At 59.8% G+C, this 20,468-nt stretch carries 13 protein-coding genes; 2 read left to right on the forward strand and 11 right to left on the reverse strand.

The window, feature by feature from the left end:
* Positions 1-66 precede the first annotated feature (66 nt).
* A complete protein-coding gene (locus tag AAEZ03_RS12245) occupies positions 67-4,899 on the forward strand; it encodes a dermonecrotic toxin domain-containing protein (protein WP_350578909.1) in 4,833 nt (1,610 codons plus the stop codon).
* Between the two features lie 143 nt (positions 4,900-5,042).
* Positions 5,043-10,343: a dermonecrotic toxin domain-containing protein gene (locus AAEZ03_RS12250; protein ID WP_350578912.1), complete on the forward strand. Its 5,301-nt coding sequence runs from the start codon at positions 5,043-5,045 to the stop codon at positions 10,341-10,343.
* Positions 10,344-10,362: 19 nt separating this feature from the next.
* On the opposite strand, the gene AAEZ03_RS12255 is transcribed toward AAEZ03_RS12250, so the two are convergent.
* From AAEZ03_RS12255 to urtB, 11 genes are all read right to left on the reverse strand, one after another.
* On the reverse strand, positions 10,363-11,493 hold the full coding sequence (locus AAEZ03_RS12255) for a sensor histidine kinase (RefSeq protein WP_278938585.1): 1,131 nt from the start codon (positions 11,491-11,493) through the stop codon (positions 10,363-10,365).
* Positions 11,494-11,671: 178 nt separating this feature from the next.
* Positions 11,672-13,372: an urease subunit alpha gene (ureC, locus tag AAEZ03_RS12260; protein WP_048366546.1), complete on the reverse strand. Its 1,701-nt coding sequence runs from the start codon at positions 13,370-13,372 to the stop codon at positions 11,672-11,674.
* A gap of 141 nt (positions 13,373-13,513) precedes the next feature.
* Entirely contained in the window at positions 13,514-13,822 is a 309-nt protein-coding gene (locus AAEZ03_RS12265) for an urease subunit beta (RefSeq protein ID WP_048366545.1), read from the reverse strand.
* Positions 13,819-14,352, reverse strand: coding sequence for a GNAT family N-acetyltransferase (locus tag AAEZ03_RS12270; RefSeq protein WP_123751187.1), 534 nt, complete (start codon positions 14,350-14,352; stop codon positions 13,819-13,821). The genes AAEZ03_RS12265 and AAEZ03_RS12270 overlap by 4 nt, the downstream gene beginning before the upstream one ends.
* The gene (locus AAEZ03_RS12275) at positions 14,349-14,882 is read right to left on the reverse strand and encodes a GNAT family N-acetyltransferase (RefSeq protein ID WP_350578916.1); all 534 of its coding nucleotides are present in this window, start codon (positions 14,880-14,882) and stop codon (positions 14,349-14,351) included. Before AAEZ03_RS12275 ends, AAEZ03_RS12270 begins: the two co-directional genes overlap by 4 nt.
* A gap of 9 nt (positions 14,883-14,891) precedes the next feature.
* Positions 14,892-15,194, reverse strand: a complete 303-nt coding sequence (ureA, locus tag AAEZ03_RS12280) for an urease subunit gamma (RefSeq protein WP_350578918.1) — start codon at positions 15,192-15,194, stop codon at positions 14,892-14,894.
* A 112-nt stretch (positions 15,195-15,306) separates the two neighbouring features.
* A complete protein-coding gene (locus tag AAEZ03_RS12285; RefSeq protein ID WP_350578920.1) occupies positions 15,307-16,146 on the reverse strand; it encodes an urease accessory protein UreD in 840 nt (279 codons plus the stop codon).
* Between the two features lie 33 nt (positions 16,147-16,179).
* The gene (gene urtE, locus AAEZ03_RS12290) at positions 16,180-16,878 is read right to left on the reverse strand and encodes an urea ABC transporter ATP-binding subunit UrtE (protein ID WP_048366540.1); all 699 of its coding nucleotides are present in this window, start codon (positions 16,876-16,878) and stop codon (positions 16,180-16,182) included.
* Positions 16,879-17,014: 136 nt separating this feature from the next.
* A complete protein-coding gene (urtD, locus tag AAEZ03_RS12295; protein ID WP_350578923.1) occupies positions 17,015-17,860 on the reverse strand; it encodes an urea ABC transporter ATP-binding protein UrtD in 846 nt (281 codons plus the stop codon).
* Positions 17,857-18,936: an urea ABC transporter permease subunit UrtC gene (urtC, locus tag AAEZ03_RS12300; protein ID WP_350578926.1), complete on the reverse strand. Its 1,080-nt coding sequence runs from the start codon at positions 18,934-18,936 to the stop codon at positions 17,857-17,859. The genes urtD and urtC overlap by 4 nt, the downstream gene beginning before the upstream one ends.
* On the reverse strand, positions 18,936-20,438 hold the full coding sequence (urtB, locus tag AAEZ03_RS12305; protein WP_350578929.1) for an urea ABC transporter permease subunit UrtB: 1,503 nt from the start codon (positions 20,436-20,438) through the stop codon (positions 18,936-18,938). The genes urtC and urtB overlap by 1 nt, the downstream gene beginning before the upstream one ends.
* Positions 20,439-20,468: the final 30 nt, after the last annotated feature.

Raw genomic sequence — 20,468 nt, forward strand, 5'->3', positions numbered from 1 at the left:
GTACCGCGTGCACCTGCGGGTGGCTCGATAACGTGATGACCTGTCCCCGTCTTTCAGGTCATCACGATGATAGTTCCCTCCACGCCGCCTGCTGGCGGCACGCTGCCCGACCACGATCAGGCACTGACGGCCGTTGATGAGTTTTCGGCGCTGGCCAAAGAGCGCATGCCGGACTGGTTGCTGTCAGCCGACAGCGAACTCAGGCCACGGGTCATTCAGGCCCTGATCAATCATCACCGTGACGAAGCCGCGCTGGCCACGCGACTCAAAGCCATCACGTCCCCTGTGACGTTTGCCCGGCCTTTGCTGATCAAGGCACTCGAAGACTTGCCGGTGACAGGGTTTGATGTCGATCACAATGTTCTGGTACGCATCAAACGCCTGTCGCTCAACCCCTTGGGGGATGCGATTAAAGACCCTGTGCAATTTGTCTTACCCACGGCATTGATTCCGATCGTCAATACAACGCACATGACGCTGCTTGAAGCGGCGTTGCAGAACGTGTCGAGTGCCGAACTGAGCGACGCGTTGGGCGGCGAGGCGTTTATTCTGGAGCGCAGCAACAGCCAGGCGCGCTCGCCATTGAACCCGTTGCAATTTGCCAACCTGTGCCGGTCCCTGAACCTGGGCGAGCAGTATCAGCGTTATCTGAAAACCGTGTTCCCGCCCGTGGAAACCACGGGGGCAGATTTACTGCCCAGCAGCATTGCCCCCGATCTTATTGCCCATGAAAAAAGCCGCCTTGAATGGCTGAGTCACAAGGCGTACTTGAATCAGGACATCAGCCGCTCGGGCCACGCCCTGTTGCAGCAGTGGCTAAGGGGCGAGGCCCAATTGCGTTGGGGCATTTGGGAAGTGCGGGTGTGCAGCCTCAGCCTGTTGTCGATCAAGCTCGACAGTGACCGTTACGGCCCGTGTCCGTTGCACGGTGCCTTGCTGTTTATCGGCAAGGCCAGGGCGGGCGAAACGATGCTGCCCTGCATGGTGTATATGCCCCATGACAAAGAGCGGCCCCTGTTCGAATACCCTTCGCTGGAGTCCTTCAATAACCTGTTTGCGCTTCGCCTGCGTGATGCCGGCCCGCGCATGGCGCTGAAAAAGACCGTGGAGTTGCGTTATCAGTCGGCATTGATGACGCAGTTGCAGCGCGCACTGCGCTTTAAGGGGCTTACGACATCCGGTGTGCCTGTCATTGAATGGCGCATGGACCCGAAGTTGAACATTGCCCTGCACGATAGCGGTGAGCCGCCCTGGTTTGCCTTGTACCGACAGTATTCGGCCTTGAGTCTGAATAACGCCCGCACCCTGGTCGTGCCCACCGATCATGAGACAGCACAATCCTTTGCCCAGCGCGTCGTCTCCTTGTTTGAAAGCGGTCAGCCGGTGTTCAACCTGGCGGCCTTTTTTGTGCCGGGGCTGGGGGAAATGCTGATGCTGGCCACGGCGGTGCAATTACTGTCCGAACTCTATACCGGGGTTGAGGACTGGAGCCATGGCGAAGTTAAAGAGGCGTTTGCACACTTCGGTTCCGTGGCGCAAAACCTGCTGGTGATGGGTGTCGGGGCTCACGCCAGTTCGGCATGGGCCTCGATCAAGCCGCCGCTGATCCAGCCCGCCTTGTTGAACCGGATGGCGCCTGTTATCGAGGCGAGCGGTGATAAAAAGCTGTTCAAGGTCGACCTCACACCCTATCGCAGCAAGGTCGTGCTGGATCCGTACCTGGAGCCTGATGCCCAAGGCATTTACCGCGTCCAAGATCGTCAATACGTGCATATCCATGGTTATGCGCATGAGGTTCGTTTCGACGTCGGCAAGCAGCGCTGGCAGGTGCAGCATCCCACCCGCCCCGATGCTTACTCCCCGACCATCGAACATAACGAACACGGTGCCTGGCAGTTGGCACTGGAGCGGCCGGCCGAGTGGAATCATGCTCAGGCCCTGCACAGGGCATGGCCCTATAAATACCCGCTGAGTGAGGCAAAAATCGAGCAAGTCAGCCGCATTGTCAGCCCCTATGAACATGCGCTTCGCTGGAGTCACGTCCAGCGGGAGCGCCCGCCGGGTCTGGTGCTCGATACCCTCAAGCGCTTCAAGATGGCCGAGGAAGTCGAGCAATTGATTGCCCGGCTGCAAGCCCCGCGCACGGTGCGCTGGGAAGACAGCCCGGACATTCTGCACCTGATGCTTAAACTGCCTGGCTGGCCAGAAGGCCGCGGTGTTCAATTGCTGGATGCCGAAGGCACGGTTCTTTCCTATGTGTCGCTGAACGGGCGCGGTGCACAGGACTTGCGCATCGTTAGCGCAGACCTTGCGCGAGACGGCGTATTCACCACCACCGCCGCCTTGATTGCGCAGACCGATGCCACGGCGTTGTTCGGGGCTGCGGCAGTCACACCCGAACAGCGCGCCACGGCCCTGACCGAACGTGTCGCTTCGTTCGCGAATACGCAGAAGCAAGCTTTGTTCAACCTGCGTTATGCGCGCAGCGAACGTTTTGCTGAAGGTTTGATGGCCACTATTCATCAGCAATACCCGAGCTTGCCCACCAGCGTGGTCAATGAAGTGATCGAGCGGGCGAGCGTCAGCGAGATAAAGGCCTTTGAGGCTCACCGCAAAGTGCCCCTGCGTCTGGCCGAAGAACTGCGGCTGTATGCCCATGAGGTAAAAACCGCACGGGCGCTGGAAGGCTGTTTTCTGGATGTGACAGATCCGGTACTCAGTCTCAAGCTGATCACGGCGTTTTTTGCTCAGACGGCGCGAGGTAAACATTATCTGGACAAGGACCCTGTGCTCTACCAACGGCGACCTGACCTGACGTTGACCCCGTTGCAAGCTCAGCATGCCCTTGGCTTGATGAAGACCGACCGGGGCTTGCGCAATGACTTCGCGCAGCATGTGCACAACCACCCTGAGCAAACACGGACTGCGCTGGAGTTGCAGCCGATAAAACCCTGGTTCAAGTCACCCATGCGCCTTGCCAATGGACGGCTGGGCTACCCGCTGAGCGGGGAGCGCGGAGCCACGCGTACCGGCTTGCTGGTTCGTCGCCTGCAAGCTATTTATCCCGCCTATACCCCAGAGCAATGCCTGGAGCTGGTGAGCGCCCTGGAAACCCGCAAGGTGTGGCCGGAGGCCGAGCTGGCAAGGCTTCAACTGGAGAACGAGGCTCTGGAAGATACCTTGCGCCAATGGTGCAGTGCGCCGTTACCCGAACATTCTGCCGCCGCCCGCCGGGATGTCTTGCCGCAGACCATCAAACGCGCCGCCAGCCATGCCATCCGCCGTGCCTGGCGCCGGGAAAGCTGCGTGCAGCAACACTCGGGCGGCATGCCTGGCTACCTTGAGGCCGGACGGCTGTCACCTACGGACTTGCCCGACATGCGCGGCTACATGCTTGACCTGAGCGGTATGCCTGCCGGCGACTTGCCCAAGCTTGTCGGTGATTTCAGTCATGTTTCGGTACTGGTCATGGATGACATGGCCTTGAACAGCGTGCCTGAGGCATTTCTGGAGAGCTTCCCTCAGGTGCGCTGGTTGTCAATGCGGTACAACCAACTCACGAGCGTGCCGTTGGCGCTCACAAAAATGAAAGCCCTGCAAAAGCTCGACCTGAGCAATAACCTCATCGAGCTGACCCCGCAGAGCGTCAAGGCTTTGGCTGGGCAGGTGAACATCAAAGAGCTGGACCTGTCCGCCAATCCACTGGGCATGCCATTGGATGTCAGTGGCATGGAACAGCTGCGATACCTCAATCTACGGAAAACACAATCGACAGAGTGGCCGGTGGGGGTGGATACAGTGCGCACTCTCAGAAGCCTGGACTTGCGCGATAACGCCATCAGTGTGATCCCCGATGCGGCGCTCAGCAGCCCGTCAAAGCTGGGCGAGGTGACCTACCTGCATGGCAATCTGCTGGCGCCGGCGTCGCAGGAGCGACTGGATCTGTATGTCAGGCGCACCGGTATCAGTCTGGGCGACACCTCTGAGCGCATCCCCCACAGCGTGACCGATCAGCACCGTCATGCCTGGTTGCTGAGTGGTGTGGATGACAGCGCTGCCAGGCGTACAGCGATCTGGAAAAACCTGGAACAGGACCCATTCGCTGACGACTTGCGCGGGTTTTTGGGCGGGCTGCGCGACAGTCCCGAATACGTCAATGAACGTACGCGCGCGGCATTTGCCAAACGCGCCGGTGCTGTCTTGCAAGCACTGGGGGAGAGCAATGAGTTACGCGAAACGTTGATCGCGCGTACCCGTATCGGGTCAACCAGTGCTGAGTCGAGTGCGTTGACCTTCAGTGACTTTGAGCTATTGACGTCGGTTGAGCAGGCGAAGGCTGCGACCGATCAAGGGGGTAATGAGCAGGCGCTGTTGCGCTTGGCGCGCAGTGTGTACCGCCTGGATCAGGTGGAAGGCTTGGCCCAGTATTTGCGGGATGAGCGGTTGGCTTATCGATTTCTGGACGGCATGGGCGCTCAGGACGTTGTGCAATTGCAAGACCTGCGTCTGGTATTGCGCATCGCCTTGGCGGAGCTCCTGGAACTGCCAGCACAACCCCGTGCCGAGGCGTTTGAGAGCTTGCCGTCTGTTCCGGCATCAGGGCTGGAGAGCCTTCGCCGGCAAGTGTTGCGCGAAGAGGCATCAGGCAACCAACTGCTGGACTTCATCGCTGCCCGAGGCTTTTGGGTCGCGTTTTTGAAAAGCAAATACCGCGACCGGTTCACCCAGGTGCGCGATACGTACATCAGTCAGTGCGATCAATTGGAGTTTGGCGTACGCCTACTCTCCGATGAGCTCTACCAAAGCAGCCTGGAACTGATCAGGTCAGCCCATAACGCGGCAGAAAGAACGTTGATCAAACAACTCACCCGCCAGGAAATGGCAGACCATCCGTTTTGACGAGCAATGACGGGTCTCGAACCCAAGGCGCGCACCGACCCGCGCCTTGGTTTTTTTACCGTTCAGTCCATACATAGATAGCCCTTGAGCGCCGTCCCCGCTCGATAACCTGAGGATTCATTTCAGTCACTCAGGTAATTCCGATGTCCGATCCACACATCCCCCATTCTTCTGGCAATGCGCCTCTTAGTGTCAAAGGCAAACACGATGCGTTCATCAAGCAATCCATTCCAGACCATCTGATTACACTCTCACCCGCCCGGCGCACGGCATTAAAAGCTGTCAAACCCGGCCCGATGCAGTGGTACACGACGGTGACCGCTGAACAGCGAACCGAACTGCATAAGCGGGTGGTGGCCCGGACCAAAGCGCAGGACAAACTCGACAAGACTATGGGCAGGATCCAGCCCCTCACTGTTTTTGCCAAGCCGCTGCTTGAGGCCGCGTTGAAAGACATCGGTCATACGATGGACGTCAACGAGGTGCATCTGCGGCTTTACAGCACCACCGAGGATGACGATTTCGGCCTCTCCAGGGCCTACAACGTTCGCACCCTGTCATTGCTGCAGGCGGCGCTGCATAACTTCGAGGAAGTAGAGACCGGCGACGGGCATTTCTCCGATGATTCCGGCTTTATCACCCGCCCCAATGAACAGGGGCATTTCAAACCGTATGTCACGCTTCTCTCGATTCAGGTGTTTGTCCAGTTGTGTCGATCTCTGGATCTGGGCACGTTGTACCAGACCTACTTGAAGACTTTTCTCGACTCCAAAAGCGAGATTTATCAGTCCCGGCTGCAATCTCACTACATTGATCACCATAAATCGGTGCTGATGGCAGATGCTTATGTGGCCATGCTCAAGGGCGATATCACCGCTGCGCATCACCAGATGCTATTGGGGGTCATATCGGGGCCTCAGCCAGCCAGGATTGAGGAAAAACAGGTCTGGTACCGATCGGTCCGTTTGTGGGATATGACCCTCAGGGGCTGTGTGGTGTTTGAGCCGCGGATCAAATACTTTCCCGCGTCATGGATCATTGTCTGGATCCCCGGCGATCCGCAGCATCCGCTCAAGTACTACCCGTCGCATGACGCGTTTCAAGCCGATTTGACGAAAAAACTGACGCCCGAGCGCCTGACAGTGCCCAGAAGCTCTGAGCTGACGCCCTATCAGCAGTTTCTGAGCCAGTTTATCGACCAGGACAAGCATCCGGAGTATTACAACCACCTGACCGAGCCGTTGACCTTCGCACCGGCGCCGCCCTTGGTGCTGCCTGGTGGCACGGTGACGGATGACGGGCGTTGGAGCAATTGGGCCAACTCGCCAGTGGACCTGCATGTTTACACGTCGCATATGCCGCCTGGCGGCACGGGGACGGGGTTGACCATCAGGGACAACTCGCCGGTCGACCTGCCTGATTACACGTCGCGGGTGCTGTCGGCAGCGCCTGCGGTTTACGTCGGCGTAGTACCGATGAACCCTCGCGATGAGTGGTACCAGCCGGATCTGTGGCAAAAGTTATTGGAGGTCATGATCAAAAAAAGCTTCGCGGATGGGCGAAGCCTGGCCATTTCCACTGAAGACGCAGATTCCGCCTACCTTGCGCGGCGTACGTCGCACTACCTCAACCTTTTTTCGGTGGCGCTCAATACGGTGTCGTTCGTCGTGCCGGAGTTGGGCCTGGTCATGCTGGCGGTCATGGCCGTTCAGCTGTTGCACGAAACCATTGAAGGCATTGTGGACTGGTCTGAGGGAGACGTGCACTCCGCCTGGGCACACTTCTCGGATGTCATCGAAAACCTGGCCATCGCTGCAGCCGGGGCTGTGCTGGTGCATATCGGGGTCAACCCGGTCATTGAGAAACTCAAATCCATCACACTGTTCGGCGGCAAGACCCGCCTGTGGAAACCCGAGCTTGCGCCTTATGAACGGGCGCGGGGGCTTGCGGCGAGCTCGCGGCCCAATGACGCGGGCTTGCATGTGGTCGGGGAGCAAGAAGTCCTGGCCCATGAAGGTAAGCATTATGAGCTCAAGGCGGACCCTGTCACCGGTGAATACCGGGCTCAGCACCCCACGCGCAGCGACGCGTATCAACCGGTTTTCCGGCATAACGGCGAGGGTGTCTGGGTGAATGAAACCGAGCAGCCCCTGACCTGGAGTGACGAGACCCTCAGGCAGCGCCTGGGCACCGTGGCACAGGGGTGGAGCGATGCTGAATTCAGGCAGGCGTTACGCATCAGTGATGTGTCCTTTGATGATCTGCGGCGGATGTACGTCGAAAACGAGCCCATTCCCGCCGCGCTCAAAGACACGCTCAAACGCTTTGCCGCCTATTCGAAGGCTCGCGGTGTCGGCCCGCACATCCTGGCCGGGCGCATACCGCGTGAGACGTGCACCTTTGCCGTGACCTTTACCCTTGAATTTCCACGCTGGCCACAGAACGTCGCGTTTGAGGTGTATGAGGCCGCGAGCCCGCTCACGACCGTCAAACGGTTTGGCAATGCTCAGGCCACCGGGGCAGACGTCATAAAAATCAGCGACGTTGACCTGATGAACGGAAAGCTGCCGGAGCGCGTGGTCGACCGTTTCTCGCGCTCTGAACTTGAGCAGTTGTTGGGCGTGTCGGTACCTTTTGAGGTTCAGGAGCGCGCCCAACTGTTTAAAGAGCAACTGGCCACGCACGCTTCGGACAACTACGGGCGTTTGTTTGAGAGCATCTTCAATGACGTTATCCCTGAGAACGACCCTGATGCGGCAGCGCTGGGGTTGATTCAGCGGGCTTATCCGCGGTTGACCGCGTCGCGCATTCGCGGCTTGCTGGCTGAGGCGTCACCGGCTGAAAAAGCGGTGTTACAGCAAGGCAAAATCCCGATGAAGCTCGGACTCGACGCCTTGCACGTCCAGCGCGCGATGCGCATTGAACAAGCGTATCTGGGGCTTTACCTGGATGGTTTGGTCACCGCCGATACTGAGATTTTGGTGATGAACTCCTTGGAGACACTGCCCGGCTGGAAAGATGACGTGCGCCTTGAGGTGCGTGATGGCAACCGCGACGGCACGCTGCGAAGCCAGTACGGCGCCGAAAACGCCAGCCAGCGAAAAGTGTTGGTCAGGGATGCCGATGGCCGTTACGAGACATTCGATTCACAGGGGCAGTCTTTGCACGGGCAGGATGATTTTATTGCCAGCTTGCAGTACGCGTTGCCGGATGCGCACCGCACCTCAATTGGTTTGCCGCATACCGGTCAGGGCGAGGCGCTAAAAGTATTGATACGCGAGCATGCCATTACACGATCACGCTTGCGCCAATTGCTGAAAATACCGCCCGACGAGTTGCCGTTTTTCAAGTCGCCAGTTCGGCTGTCGCCCAAGCGTTCAGGCTACCCGTTGAGTGGTCGGGGTGTTGGCGAGGCAGCGGCCCACCTCAAGCTTCAGGCGCTTAAAGAGCGCTTCAGGGCGCTGTTCCCGGAAAAGACCGTGCAGCACCGCTGGGACCCGGCCAGCCCTGACATTTACACCGACTTCCTGGAGTTCCAGCGTGTGCATGGGGAGGCCGTCGAAGAGAAAATCAGCCTGCTTGAGCAGGAGTTCCGGCAGATGGATGCCAGCCTGAATCAATGGATCCGCTCACCGATCAACGATCAGCCACTGCCGCCACGGTTGACACGGGAACAGGGTCAGGTAATTCGTCTCCGTCAGCACATCCACAAGACACTCACTGCTGTCTGGCAGAAGGCCACTCATCTGGCGGTACGTGAAGCGGGCCGCGAGTTGGGGTTCAGCATCAATTTTGAAGACGTGCCAGGGCTGGGTGAGGTGCTCGGTACGCTGCCACCGCTGGAGGCCAACTTTGATCATGTCCGGGATATCAATCTCAATGGGACCGGTGTGACCGATTCGATCGATGGTTTTCTGTCAAATTTTGAGCGCATACGCTCGTTACAAGCTGATAAAAATCGGCTGACGCGTCTACCTGAAGCGTTGGGCTCCATGCGCAACCTGGCGTTTCTGGTCCTGACTGAAGGCACGGTACACCTGACAGAGAGCAGCATCGCCGCTTTGAAGGAATTGACCCTGCTGGAGCATTTGGGGCTTTCGCTTAACCCGTTAGGGTTAGCTCCGGACATCAGCCGCATGCCTGCCCTTGAGGTTCTCGAGCTTTCCCAATGCGGGCAGCGCAACTGGCCGACCGGGTTGTTTGATCAGCTAAGGCCCGAGACATTCAGCTTGAACCTTACCGCCAATGAACTGACCAGCATTCCCGATGTTGAGCCGGGTTCTGATCAGGCCAGAACATTGGCCAGAACCCGGTTGAGCCGCCATCGAGTTTCAGATGCCGTGCTGGAGAAATACAACGCCTACAAAACCTCTGTCGGCATAGACCCCGAACGCATCAACCCACCTTCAGGCGTGCAGGGGCGACGCCAATGGACCCGCGGGCCGGGTGTCAAAGACAAGGCTGAGAAGCAGGCGCTTTGGGACCGTTTAGAACAGGCGCACGGCTCGGAACCGTTTTTCAATGAGCTGGCCCGGCAAGGGGATGACCTGCGCAACAGGCCTGATGACTTTAAGCGCAACATGGAAACCCGGGTCTGGCAGATGCTCGAAGTCATGGATGAAAGTGTGGCCGTGCGCGAAAAGCTGTTCACCATGGCCAATGCGCCTATTACCTGTACGGACGCCGGGCTGCAGGTGTTTAACGCCATGGGGGTCGAAGTGTTGCTGTATGAGGCATTGCGCCTGGAGCCCATCAATCTGGCCCTGAGCAAGCTCGAACTGTTTAATCTGGCGCGTGGTCGGGCTCGTCTGGATCAACTGAGCCGAATTGCCCGGGCGCGAGTGCGTGAGTTAGTGGCGCAAGGTCGCTCATTTCCAAAATACGATGCGCAAGACCTTGTTATTCCCCAGTTTGATGCTCAAGGCAATCGGTTGAAAACGATCGACGAGGTGGAGATCCATCTCGCCTACACCACTTTGCTGGCCAAGCGTCTGGACCTGCCTTGGCAGTTGGAAATGTTCTTCGCCGAGCCCGACGTGACCCCCGCCATGCTTGACGCTGCGTACAGCCAAGTGCTGGCGCTGGAAGAGGGGGAGGGGTTGCGTAATCAGTTGATTGAAATCCCGTTCTGGCGCGAGTTCATCGAGCGTACCAACAGCGCCCGATTCGCGGCGCTGGATGAAAAGGCTTTGGCCCTGTTTGAATACCAGAGCGAACAAAAGACCCTGGGGCTCAACAGCCAATTACCGGCGCTGGCACAACGGGCGTTGCGAAAATCCATCGATGCCGCGGCCCGTCATTTGGGCATTGCGCCCACGGATGTTGTGTATGGCCGCGCCATGACCGACCTTGAATACGACGCCATGACCCAGTCATTCCTGGACGAGAAAGACGCGTTAACGAAGTCTCTGACCGATCAGGTCGCAGGCCGTCAAGCCACTTGAACCTTGCAGCCGGGGGCGTTCAGGCCTTCGGCAGCACCACGGTAAATGTCGTGCCCTGGTCTAGCGTCGAGGTCACGGTAATTTCGCCGTGGTGCGCGTCGACCACTTCTTTCACGATAAACAAGCCCAGCCCCAGGCTGGTGGTCGCGCCGGGCAATGTGGCGTCTTCGCTTGGGCTGCGCACCAGCGGGTCAAATAAAGAGACCAGTGCATCTTTAGCAATCGGAATGCCCAGGTTGTGTACGCACAGCCTGACGGCGTCACTGCTCCCCACGACACTCAAGTTGATTTCGCCCTGCCTGGCACCATGTTGCAGGGCGTTACCAATCAGATTTTGTAACAGTTGCCCGATGCGGCTCGGGTCCCACAAGCCTTCAACGTCGCCCTCTATGTGCAGGGTCGGTGTGCAATTGGGCTGCCCTGCACAGGCTTCTTCAAGGGCTCTCTGGCAAGCGTCAGCCAAATTCATCAAGCGCCTTTCAATGGGCATTCCGCTGCCCAGCCGGCTGCGCACAAACTGCAACAAATCACTGATCATCGCCCCCATGTAGTGGGTGCCATTTTTGATCGCAGCCACGTAAGTCAGCGCCTGGTCATCCAGTTTGGCTTTGCGTTGGAGCATTTCGGTGGAAAAGCTAACAGCCTGTAAGGGGGCGCGCAGATCGTGGCCCAAAATGGCCAAAAAGATGTCCCGCGATCGATTGACCTGCTCGGCATAGGCCGCCGTGGATTCAGCCAGCGCTTCATCAATCGCCTCGTTAAAGCGAATCATGTCGTGAAGGTGGTTCTGATCCGGGCTTTCGACGTTTTTTACCCACAGACGAATGACGCAAGCACGCAGGTGGCGAAACTCTGAGGTCATCTGCACCAGGTCAAACCCGACGGCGTGGCGCAATTCACCGTGGCTGGCAGACGCGCGGTCCAGGCTTGGGGTTTTTTCCGGGCCTTCACCCTCAGCCTTGGCCTGTTGTTCGCTGGCGGTTTGTGCCGTGACCATGTCGCGTGAGGCCGCCAGCAAAATGGCTTTGGCGTGGTCGCGCAGGGCTGCGCTGTCCATCGTTTCGGCGGCCGGGGTGATGGTGGCGGCGAACTGCTCCCATTCATCGACGATACGATCAACATTTTCCACGATGAACTGGGATAGGCGCATGGCCGTACACCTTGCTGCAAGAGCGGTAGTCATAAAAAGGTGACGCATAGTACGCCTTCATACAACGTCCTTCATCCAGCTTGGTCCCGAGCGGCAAAAAATCAAGCCCCCGACGGCATCACTGAGGGCTGCACGCGAGGGTCCGATCGCGTGCAGCTTTATTCACTGCAGCCTGTTGTCAGAACAAAAAGTACCGCTGCGCCATCGGTAGCACGTCGGCGGGCTCGCACCACAACAACACGCCGTCAGCCTTGACCTGATAGGTCTGCGGGTCAACGTCGATGTGGGGCAAGTAGCCGTTGTGGATCAGGTCGGTTTTTTGCACATCGCGACAGCCTTTGACCACGCCAATCTGCTTTTTCAGCCCGAGCTTTTCCGGGACCCCGGCGTCGGCCGCCGCCTGACTGATAAAGGTCAGGCTGGTGGCATGCCGCGAGCCGCCGTAGCTGGCGAACATGGGGCGGTAATGAACCGGCTGCGGCGTTGGAATCGAGCCGTTGGCGTCGCCCATCAGGCTCGATGCAATGGCACCGCCTTTAAGAATCAACGTGGGTTTGACCCCGAAAAACGCCGGGCGCCACAGCACCAGATCGGCCCATTTGCCCACCTCAATCGAGCCCACTTCATGGCTGATGCCGTGGGTGATGGCCGGGTTGATGGTGTATTTGGCGATGTAGCGTTTGGCGCGGAAGTTGTCGTTGCCGGGCGTGTCTTCTGGCAACGGGCCGCGTTGTTTCTTCATTTTGTCGGCGGTTTGCCAGGTGCGCGTAATCACCTCACCCACCCGGCCCATGGCCTGGCTGTCGGAGCTGATCATCGAGAACGCGCCCAGGTCGTGAAGAATGTCTTCGGCGGCAATGGTCTCGCGGCGGATACGGCTTTCAGCGAAGGCCACGTCTTCGGCAATGCTCGGGTCCAGGTGATGGCAAACCATCAGCATGTCGAGGTGTTCGTCGATGGTGTTGCGGGTAAACGGCCGGGTCGGGTTGGTCGAACTGGGCAGCACGTTGGTGAAACCGCAGGCCTTGATGATGTCCGGGGCGTGGCCGCCGCCTGCACCTTCGGTGTGGTAGGTGTGAATGGTGCGGCCCTTGAACGCGGCCAGGGTGGTTTCGACAAAGCCGGACTCGTTCAGCGTGTCGCTGTGAATCGCCACCTGCACGTCGTACAGGTCGGCCACGCTCAGGCAATTATCGATTGAGGCGGGCGTGGTGCCCCAGTCTTCGTGCAGCTTGAGGCCGATGGCGCCGGCTTCGACCTGCTCGATCAACGGCTGCGGCAGGCTGGCGTTGCCCTTGCCGGTAAAACCCATGTTCATCGGGAACGAATCGGCGGCTTGCAGCATGCGCGCCATGTGCCAAGGGCCGGAGGTGCAGGTGGTGGCGTTGGAGCCGGTAGCGGGACCGGTGCCGCCGCCGATCATGGTGGTCACGCCGCTGTTCAGCGCTTCATCGATTTGCTGGGGGCAGATGAAATGAATGTGCGTGTCGATGCCGCCTGCGGTGAGGATCATGCCCTCACCGGCAATGACCTCGGTGCTGGCGCCGATGGCGATGGTCACGTTGGGCTGGATGTCCGGGTTACCGGCTTTGCCTATGCTGTGGATGCGGCCGTCTTTTAGGCCCACATCGGCTTTGACGATGCCCCAGTGGTCGATGATCAGCGCGTTGGTGATCAGCGTGTCGACTACCTCGGCGGCGAGCAACTGGCTCTGGCCCATGCCGTCGCGAATTACCTTGCCGCCGCCGAACTTTACTTCTTCACCGTAGGTGGTGAAATCCTGCTCGACCTCGATCCACAACTCGGTATCGGCCAAGCGAACCTTGTCACCCACAGTAGGACCGAACATGTCGGCATAAGCCTGGCGGGATATTTTCATTGCACGTTCCTAAGCGTTGAGTCGAACCCTGTAGCCGCTGCCGAAGGCTGCGATGAGGGCCGAAGGACCTTCGTTCACTCTGAAAAAACCGGGGCCGCTGCGCGACCCATCGCAGCCTGCGGCAGCGGCTACAGATTTGGGTTAATCCAGATTGCCCATCACACGCCCGGCAAAGCCGAACACGCGACGCAGCCCGGCCAGTTCCACCAGTTCCACTTCGCGGGTTTGCCCGGGCTCAAAGCGCACCGCTGTGCCCGCCGGAATGTTGAGGCGCATGCCACGGCTGTCGCCGCGATCAAACATCAGCGCGTCGTTGGTCTCGAAAAAGTGATAGTGCGAGCCCACCTGAATCGGCCGGTCGCCACGGTTGGACACGCTGAGGGTGTGGGTGCGGCGACCGACGTTGAGTTCGATCTCGCCCGCTTCAATCCGGTATTCGCCTGGAATCATTGCGGTTCACTCAAGGTTTTGTAGTAGATGGCTGTCGGCGCGTAGGTGCCGTTAGGGTTTTGGCAATAGTTGGGCAGTTCGCCGACACGGGTGTAGCCCAGCGCGCTGTAGAAGTTTTCGGCGGGTGAACCGGCCTCGGTATCAAGGTGCAGCAGGCCGCGTTTTTGCTCGCGTGCGCCTTGCTCCAGCGCATGGATCAGCACTTGGCCCAGACCACGGCGGCGGGCTTCGTTGAGCACCAGCAGCTTTTGCACTTCGGCGCGGTTGAGGCCGTTGGCCCGTTGGCACAGCGCCAATTGCACGCTGGCCAGCACGCGCTGATCCTCGACCAGCACCCATAGCAGCAGGTTGCCCTGTGCCAGTTGCGTGTGCACATCGTCGAAGTAACGATTGGCCTGGGCCAGGTCAAAGTCGCCCATAAAGCCGACCGAAGCTCCGTGCTTTACGGCGTCGACCAGCAGCTCGATCAAGCCTTCGCGGTACTGCGCGAACGTGGACGCGGTGACTTGAATCGGTTGTTCGGTGGTCATTGCCCACCCTCCTGTGGTGGAAGTGCGCCGGGGTTGAGCATCAGTTGCATAAAGGTCAGGTCGAGCCAGTTGCCGAATTTGATCCCGACCTGCGGCATGCGCCCGCTGGTGACGAAACCCAGTTGTTTATGCACATGAATCGAGGCCGCATTGCCGCCTTCGATGGCCGCCACCATCACGTGCTTGCCGCAGCATCGGGCGCGTTCAATCAGTGCGGCGAGCAGCTTGGGACCCAGTTTTTTGCCGCGCTGGTCGGGGTGCACGTACACCGAATGCTCGACGGTGTTGCGAAAGCCTTCAAAGGGCCGCCAGTCACCAAAGGAGGCATAGCCCAAGGCAATATCGGCATCGTCGACGATCACCAAAATCGGATACCTCTGGGCCTGGCGGGCGTTGAACCACTGCTGGCGGTTGTCGAGGTCGACGGTTTGCTCGTTCCAGATCGCCAGGGTGTTGAGCACGGCATCGTTGTAAATGTCGAGAATGGCAGGCAAGTCGCCCGCGACGGCATCACGAATAACGTAAGACATGGCGCAGCCTCAGGAGATGGGTTGGTGGACGGTGACCAGCTTGGTGCCGTCAGGGAAGGTGGCTTCAACCTGAATGTCGGGGATCATTTCCGGGATGCCTTCCATCACCTGCTCACGCGACAGCAGGGTGGTGCCGTAGTGCATCAGTTCGGCCACGGTGCGACCATCGCGGGCGCCTTCGAGGAGGGCAGCAGAGATATAGGCGATGGTTTCCGGGTAATTGAGTTTCACCCCCCGGGCCAGTCGACGCTCAGCCAACAGGCCGGCGGTGAAGATCAGCATCTTGTCTTTTTCGCGTGGAGTCAGGTCCATGGTGGAGTCCGTGTTTAAATCAGAAAAATAGGGACTGTAGGAGCGAGCCTGCCTCGCGATCTTTTAAGCGCTCAAAAGATCGCGAGGCAAGCTCGCTCCTACAGAGAGTGCATCAAGTGCTCCAAATTCGGGGTGCAAGCGCCTCGCGGCCCAGCAGTGCCGGGCGCAGCAAGCGCCATAACTCAATCAGCCAGCCCCGCGCCTGCAAGGCTTCGGTGGCCAGGCAGCGGGCTACCAGCAACCCCGGCAACTGGGTCAAATCCCCGCGTACCGGGTTCGGCAGGCTGCGGCAGGTTTCCAGTAGTTCAGCGCTGATCTCACCGGTCACCAGCAACGTGGCAAACACCGGGTTGCCGTCCAGGCCAATAGGGGAGTCCAGCAGCCCGTCATCACCGACGATGCGCTGGCGCTCATGCCAGAGCAATTGGCCGTCGCGACGAATATCCAGGTGCGATTGAAAATGCCCGCGTTCAAATCGTTCGCCACTGGCCATGCGGCCCAGCGCCACCATGTCCCAGTAAAACAGCCGGGCATCGCCCTCAAGCTCAATGCGCGTGCTGATGTCGGCCTGGGCCGCGCTGAACACGATGGTTTCTTGTGGCAGCCATTCGAGGGTCGCGCCTGCGGCCACGTTGAGTGTGACGCTCTGGAAGGCTGGGCCCGCCGCGCGGTACCACTTGGCTGCGCCGGGGCTGGTGAGTTGCGCCCAGGCATCGGGGCCGACGTTGGCGCTGATGTCCAGCCGGTCACCGCCCGCAATCCCGCCGGGCGGGTGGACGATGATGTGCTGGCACACTTCGGGGCCTTCGGCGTACAGGTGCTTTTGCACCCGCAGTGGGCCGAGGTGGCGGCGCAGGGTCGGGCGCGTACTGTCGCCGAAACGCCCATAGCCCAGCGCCAGCTCGGCGTGCCAGCTGGGGGTGAACAGCGCGGTGTTGGCAGGCACGTTCATATGTAGGACTTTTTACCCGGAAAGAGTGACAGATTAAATCGTCACCAGCCCGCGCACACCTTCTGTTTGCATATTTTCACCCCGGCCTTGCTGAACGATTTCGCCCCGTGACATCACCAGGTACTGATCGGCCAGTTCCTCGGCAAAGTCGTAGAACTGCTCCACCAGCAAAATCGCCATGTCGCCGCGTGCCGCGAGCATTTTGATCACCGCGCCGATCTCTTTGATCACCGAGGGCTGAATGCCTTCGGTGGGTTCGTCGAGAATCAGTAGCCGTGGCCGGCTGGCCAGCGCACGGCCAATCGCCAGTTGTTGCTGCTGGCCACCGGACAAATCGCCGCCACGCCGGTGCTTCATTTGCAGCAATACCGGGAACAGCTCGTAGATAAACGCGGGCACTTCACGGGCTTCGGAGCCGGGAAAGCGCGACAGGCCCATCAGCAGGTTTTCTTCAACAGTGAGGCGCCCGAAAATCTCGCGACCCTGGGGCACGTAGGCAATACCGGCGTGCACCCGCTGGTGGGGTTTGAGCGTGGTGATGGTCTTGCCTTCCCATTGCACGCTGCCTTCCTTGACCGGCAGCAAGCCCATCAGGCACTTGAGCAGCGTGGTTTTGCCCACGCCATTGCGCCCCAGCAGGCAGGTGACTTCGCCCACTTTGACCTCAAACGACAGGCCGCGCAGGATGTGGCTGCCGCCGTAGTACTGGTGCAGCTTTTCGACTTGAAGCATGTTCAGATTCCTTTTGACCTGTGCGAACCCTGTAGCCGCTGCCGCAGGCTGCGATAAGGCCCGCAGGGGCTTCAAAATTTCAAGAGCGCGACCGCTGCGCGCTCGATCGCAGCCTGCGGCAGCGGCTACAGGTTCTCTAACGACCCAGATACACCTCAATCACCCGTTCATCCGCCTGCACCTGCTCCAGCGAGCCTTCGGCCAGTACGCTGCCCTGGTGCAAGACGGTGACGTGGTCGGCAATGGATCCGACAAAGCCCATGTCGTGCTCCACCACCATCAGCGAATGTTTGCCCGCGAGGCTCTTGAACAGTTCGGCGGTGAACTCGGTTTCGGCGTCGGTCATGCCCGCCACCGGCTCGTCCAGCAGCAACAGCTGTGGGTCTTGCATCAGCAGCATGCCGATCTCCAGGAACTGCTTCTGGCCGTGGGAGAGCAACCCGGCCTGACGCTGCGCCGAGCTGCTCAAACGAATGGTCTCGAGCACTTCAGCAATGCGGTCTTTTTGCTCGCCGCTGAGGGTGGCGCGCAGGCTGGCCCACACCGACTTGTCGGTTTTCTGCGCCAGTTCGAGGTTTTCGAACACGCTCAAGGCTTCAAACACGGTGGGCTTCTGGAACTTGCGGCCAATCCCGGCCTGGGCGATCTGCACTTCGCTCATTTGCCGCAGGTCCAGGGTTTCACCAAACCAGGCCTGGCCTTCGGTGGGCCGGGTCTTGCCGGTGATGACGTCCATCATCGTGGTTTTACCGGCACCGTTGGGGCCGATGATGCAGCGCAACTCACCCACGCCGATGTACAGGTTGAGGTTGTTCAGGGCCTTGAAACCATCGAAGCTGACGCTGATGTCTTCGAGCGTCAGGATGGTGCCGTGGCGGGTGTTCAGGCCCTTGCCGGCAGTGTGGCCCAAGCCGATGGCGTCGCGGCCGCTGCCCGCGTCCTTGTTGGGGTCGAGTACAGGTTCGAGCATGACGTTCCTCATTGTTCACCCCGTTTCTTCAATAGGCCGATGATGCCCTTGGGCAGGTACAGCGTGACGACGATAAACAGCGCGCCGAGGAAGAACAGCCAGTATTCAGGGAAGGCCACGGTGAACCAGCTCTTCATGCCGTTGACTACGCCCGCGCCGAGCAGCGGCCCGATCAAGGTGCCGCGCCCGCCGAGGGCGACCCACACGGCGGCTTCGATGGAGTTGGTCGGAGACATTTCACCGGGGTTGATGATGCCCACTTGCGGCACATACAACGCCCCGGCCAGACCGCACAGCACTGCGCTCAGTACCCAGACAAACAACTTGAAACCGCGCGGGTCATAGCCGCAGAACATCAGGCGGTTTTCGGCGTCGCGCAGCGCCGTCAGCACCCGGCCAAATTTGCTGCGGGCCAGGCGCCAGCCGACAAACAGGCTGGCTACCAGCAACAGCACCGTGGCCAGAAACAGCACCGCCCGGGTGCCGGGCTCAGTGATGCCAAAGCCCAGAATGCTGCGGAAATTGGTGAAGCCGTTGTTGCCGCCAAAGCCGGTTTCGTTGCGGAAAAACAACAGCATCCCGGCAAAGGTCAACGCTTGGGTCATGATCGAGAAGTACACGCCTTTGATCCGCGAGCGGAAGGCGAAAAAGCCGAACACCAGGGCCAATAAACCGGGCGCCAGCACCACCAGGCACATCGCCCACCAGAAGTGCTCGGTGCCGACCCAGTACCACGGCAGTTCAGTCCACGACAAAAAGGTCATGAAGTCTGGCAGCGCGTCACCCGAGGCCTGGCGCATCAGGTACATGCCCATGGCATAGCCGCCCAGGGCAAAGAACAAGCCATGGCCCAGTGACAGCAGCCCGGCGTAACCCCAGACCAAGTCCAGCGCCAGGGCGACGATGGCGTAGCAGAGGATCTTGCCCACCAGCGTGAGGGTGTAGGCCGACACCTGAAACGGGCTGTCGGCAGGCAATAGCGAGAGCAGCGGCATGGCCAGCAGCCCCAGCAGGATCAGGCCGCCGACCAGTGCAGTCACGGTGGGCCCGGCTTTTTGTGTGGCGGTAAGCATCAGAGGCTGATTCATCAGTCGATCACCCGTCCTTTAAGCGCGAAGAGACCTTGCGGGCGCTTCTGGATAAACAGAATGATCAGCCCCAGGATCAGGATTTTGCCGAGCACGGCGCCGATCTGTGGTTCAAGAATCTTGTTCGCGATGCCCAGCCCGAAGGCCGCGTACACGGTGCCCGCCAGTTGGCCGACGCCGCCCAGCACCACCACCAGGAACGAGTCGATGATGTAGCCCTGACCGAGGTCCGGACCGACGTTGCCGATCTGGCTCAGAGCCACGCCACCGAGCCCGGCAATGCCCGAGCCCAGGCCAAAGGCGAGCATGTCCACACGCCCGGTCGGCACGCCGCAGCAGGCGGCCATGTTGCGGTTCTGGGTGACAGCGCGCACGTTGAGGCCCAGGCGGGTTTTGTTCAGCAGCAGCCAGGTCAGGAAGACCACAGCCAAGGCGAAAACAATGATCACCAGGCGGTTGTACGGCAGCACCAGATTGGGCAGCACTTGAATCCCGCCCGAAAGCCAGGCCGGATTGGCCACTTCGACGTTTTGTGCGCCGAACAGCACGCGCACCAACTGGATCAGGATCAGGCTGATGCCCCACGTCGCCAGCAGGGTTTCCAGCGGACGGCCGTAGAGGTGGCGAATGATGGTGCGCTCCAGCACCATGCCGATGGCGGCGGTCACGAAAAACGCTACCGGCAGGGCCAGCAACGGGTAGAACTCGATGGCGCCGGGGGCGAAGCGTTGAAACAGTAACTGCACGCAATAGGTCGAGTAGGCGCCGAGCATCAGCATCTCGCCGTGGGCCATGTTGATCACCCCCAGCAAGCCGAAGGTGATGGCCAGGCCGAGGGCCGCGAGCAGCAGAATCGAGCCCAGCGACAAGCCGCTGAAGGCTTGGCCGAGCAGGTCGCCGATCAGCAGTTTGCGTTTGACTTGGGCCAGGCTGGTTTCGGCGGCGGTGCGCACCGTGGCGTTGGTTTCGACGTCCGGTTGCAGCAGGTTTTCAAGGCGGGTGCGGGCCAGCGGTTCGCCGGTTTCACCGAGCAAACGCACGGCGCTCAAACGTACGGCGGGGTCCGGATCGACCAGTTGCAGATTGGCCAGCGCCAGGCTCAAGGCTGTGTGCACATCGCTGTCGGTTTCTTCTGCCAGTTGCTGGTCGAGGAATTTAAGCTGCGCCGGTTTGGCGGATTTTTGCAGTTGCTGGGCGGCGCTCAGCCGCAGTTTCGGGTCGGCGGCCAGCAGTTGGTGGCTGGCCAGGGCGGTTTCAACCAGACCGCGCAGACGGTTGTTCAGGCGCAAGGTTTTGACCTGACCGTCGACGGTGACTTGCCCCTGTTGCAGGCTGTTGATCAGTTCAACACGGGCGGGGGTGGGCTGGGCAGCCCAGCTTTCGAGGAGCTGGGCCTGCACCGAATTATTGGCCGCCGCAAAGTCGCTGGCGTCATCGGCGTAAGCGCCCAGTGGCAGCAACACCAAGAGTGCGCAGATAAAACGAAAAAGGGCAGTGGGCATAGTTTTAGCCTTGCGCAAATAGAAACAACT

Origin of the sequence: Pseudomonas sp. HY2-MNA-CIBAN-0224, assembly GCF_040310285.1 — a bacterium.
GTDB lineage: Bacteria > Pseudomonadota > Gammaproteobacteria > Pseudomonadales > Pseudomonadaceae > Aquipseudomonas > Aquipseudomonas helleri.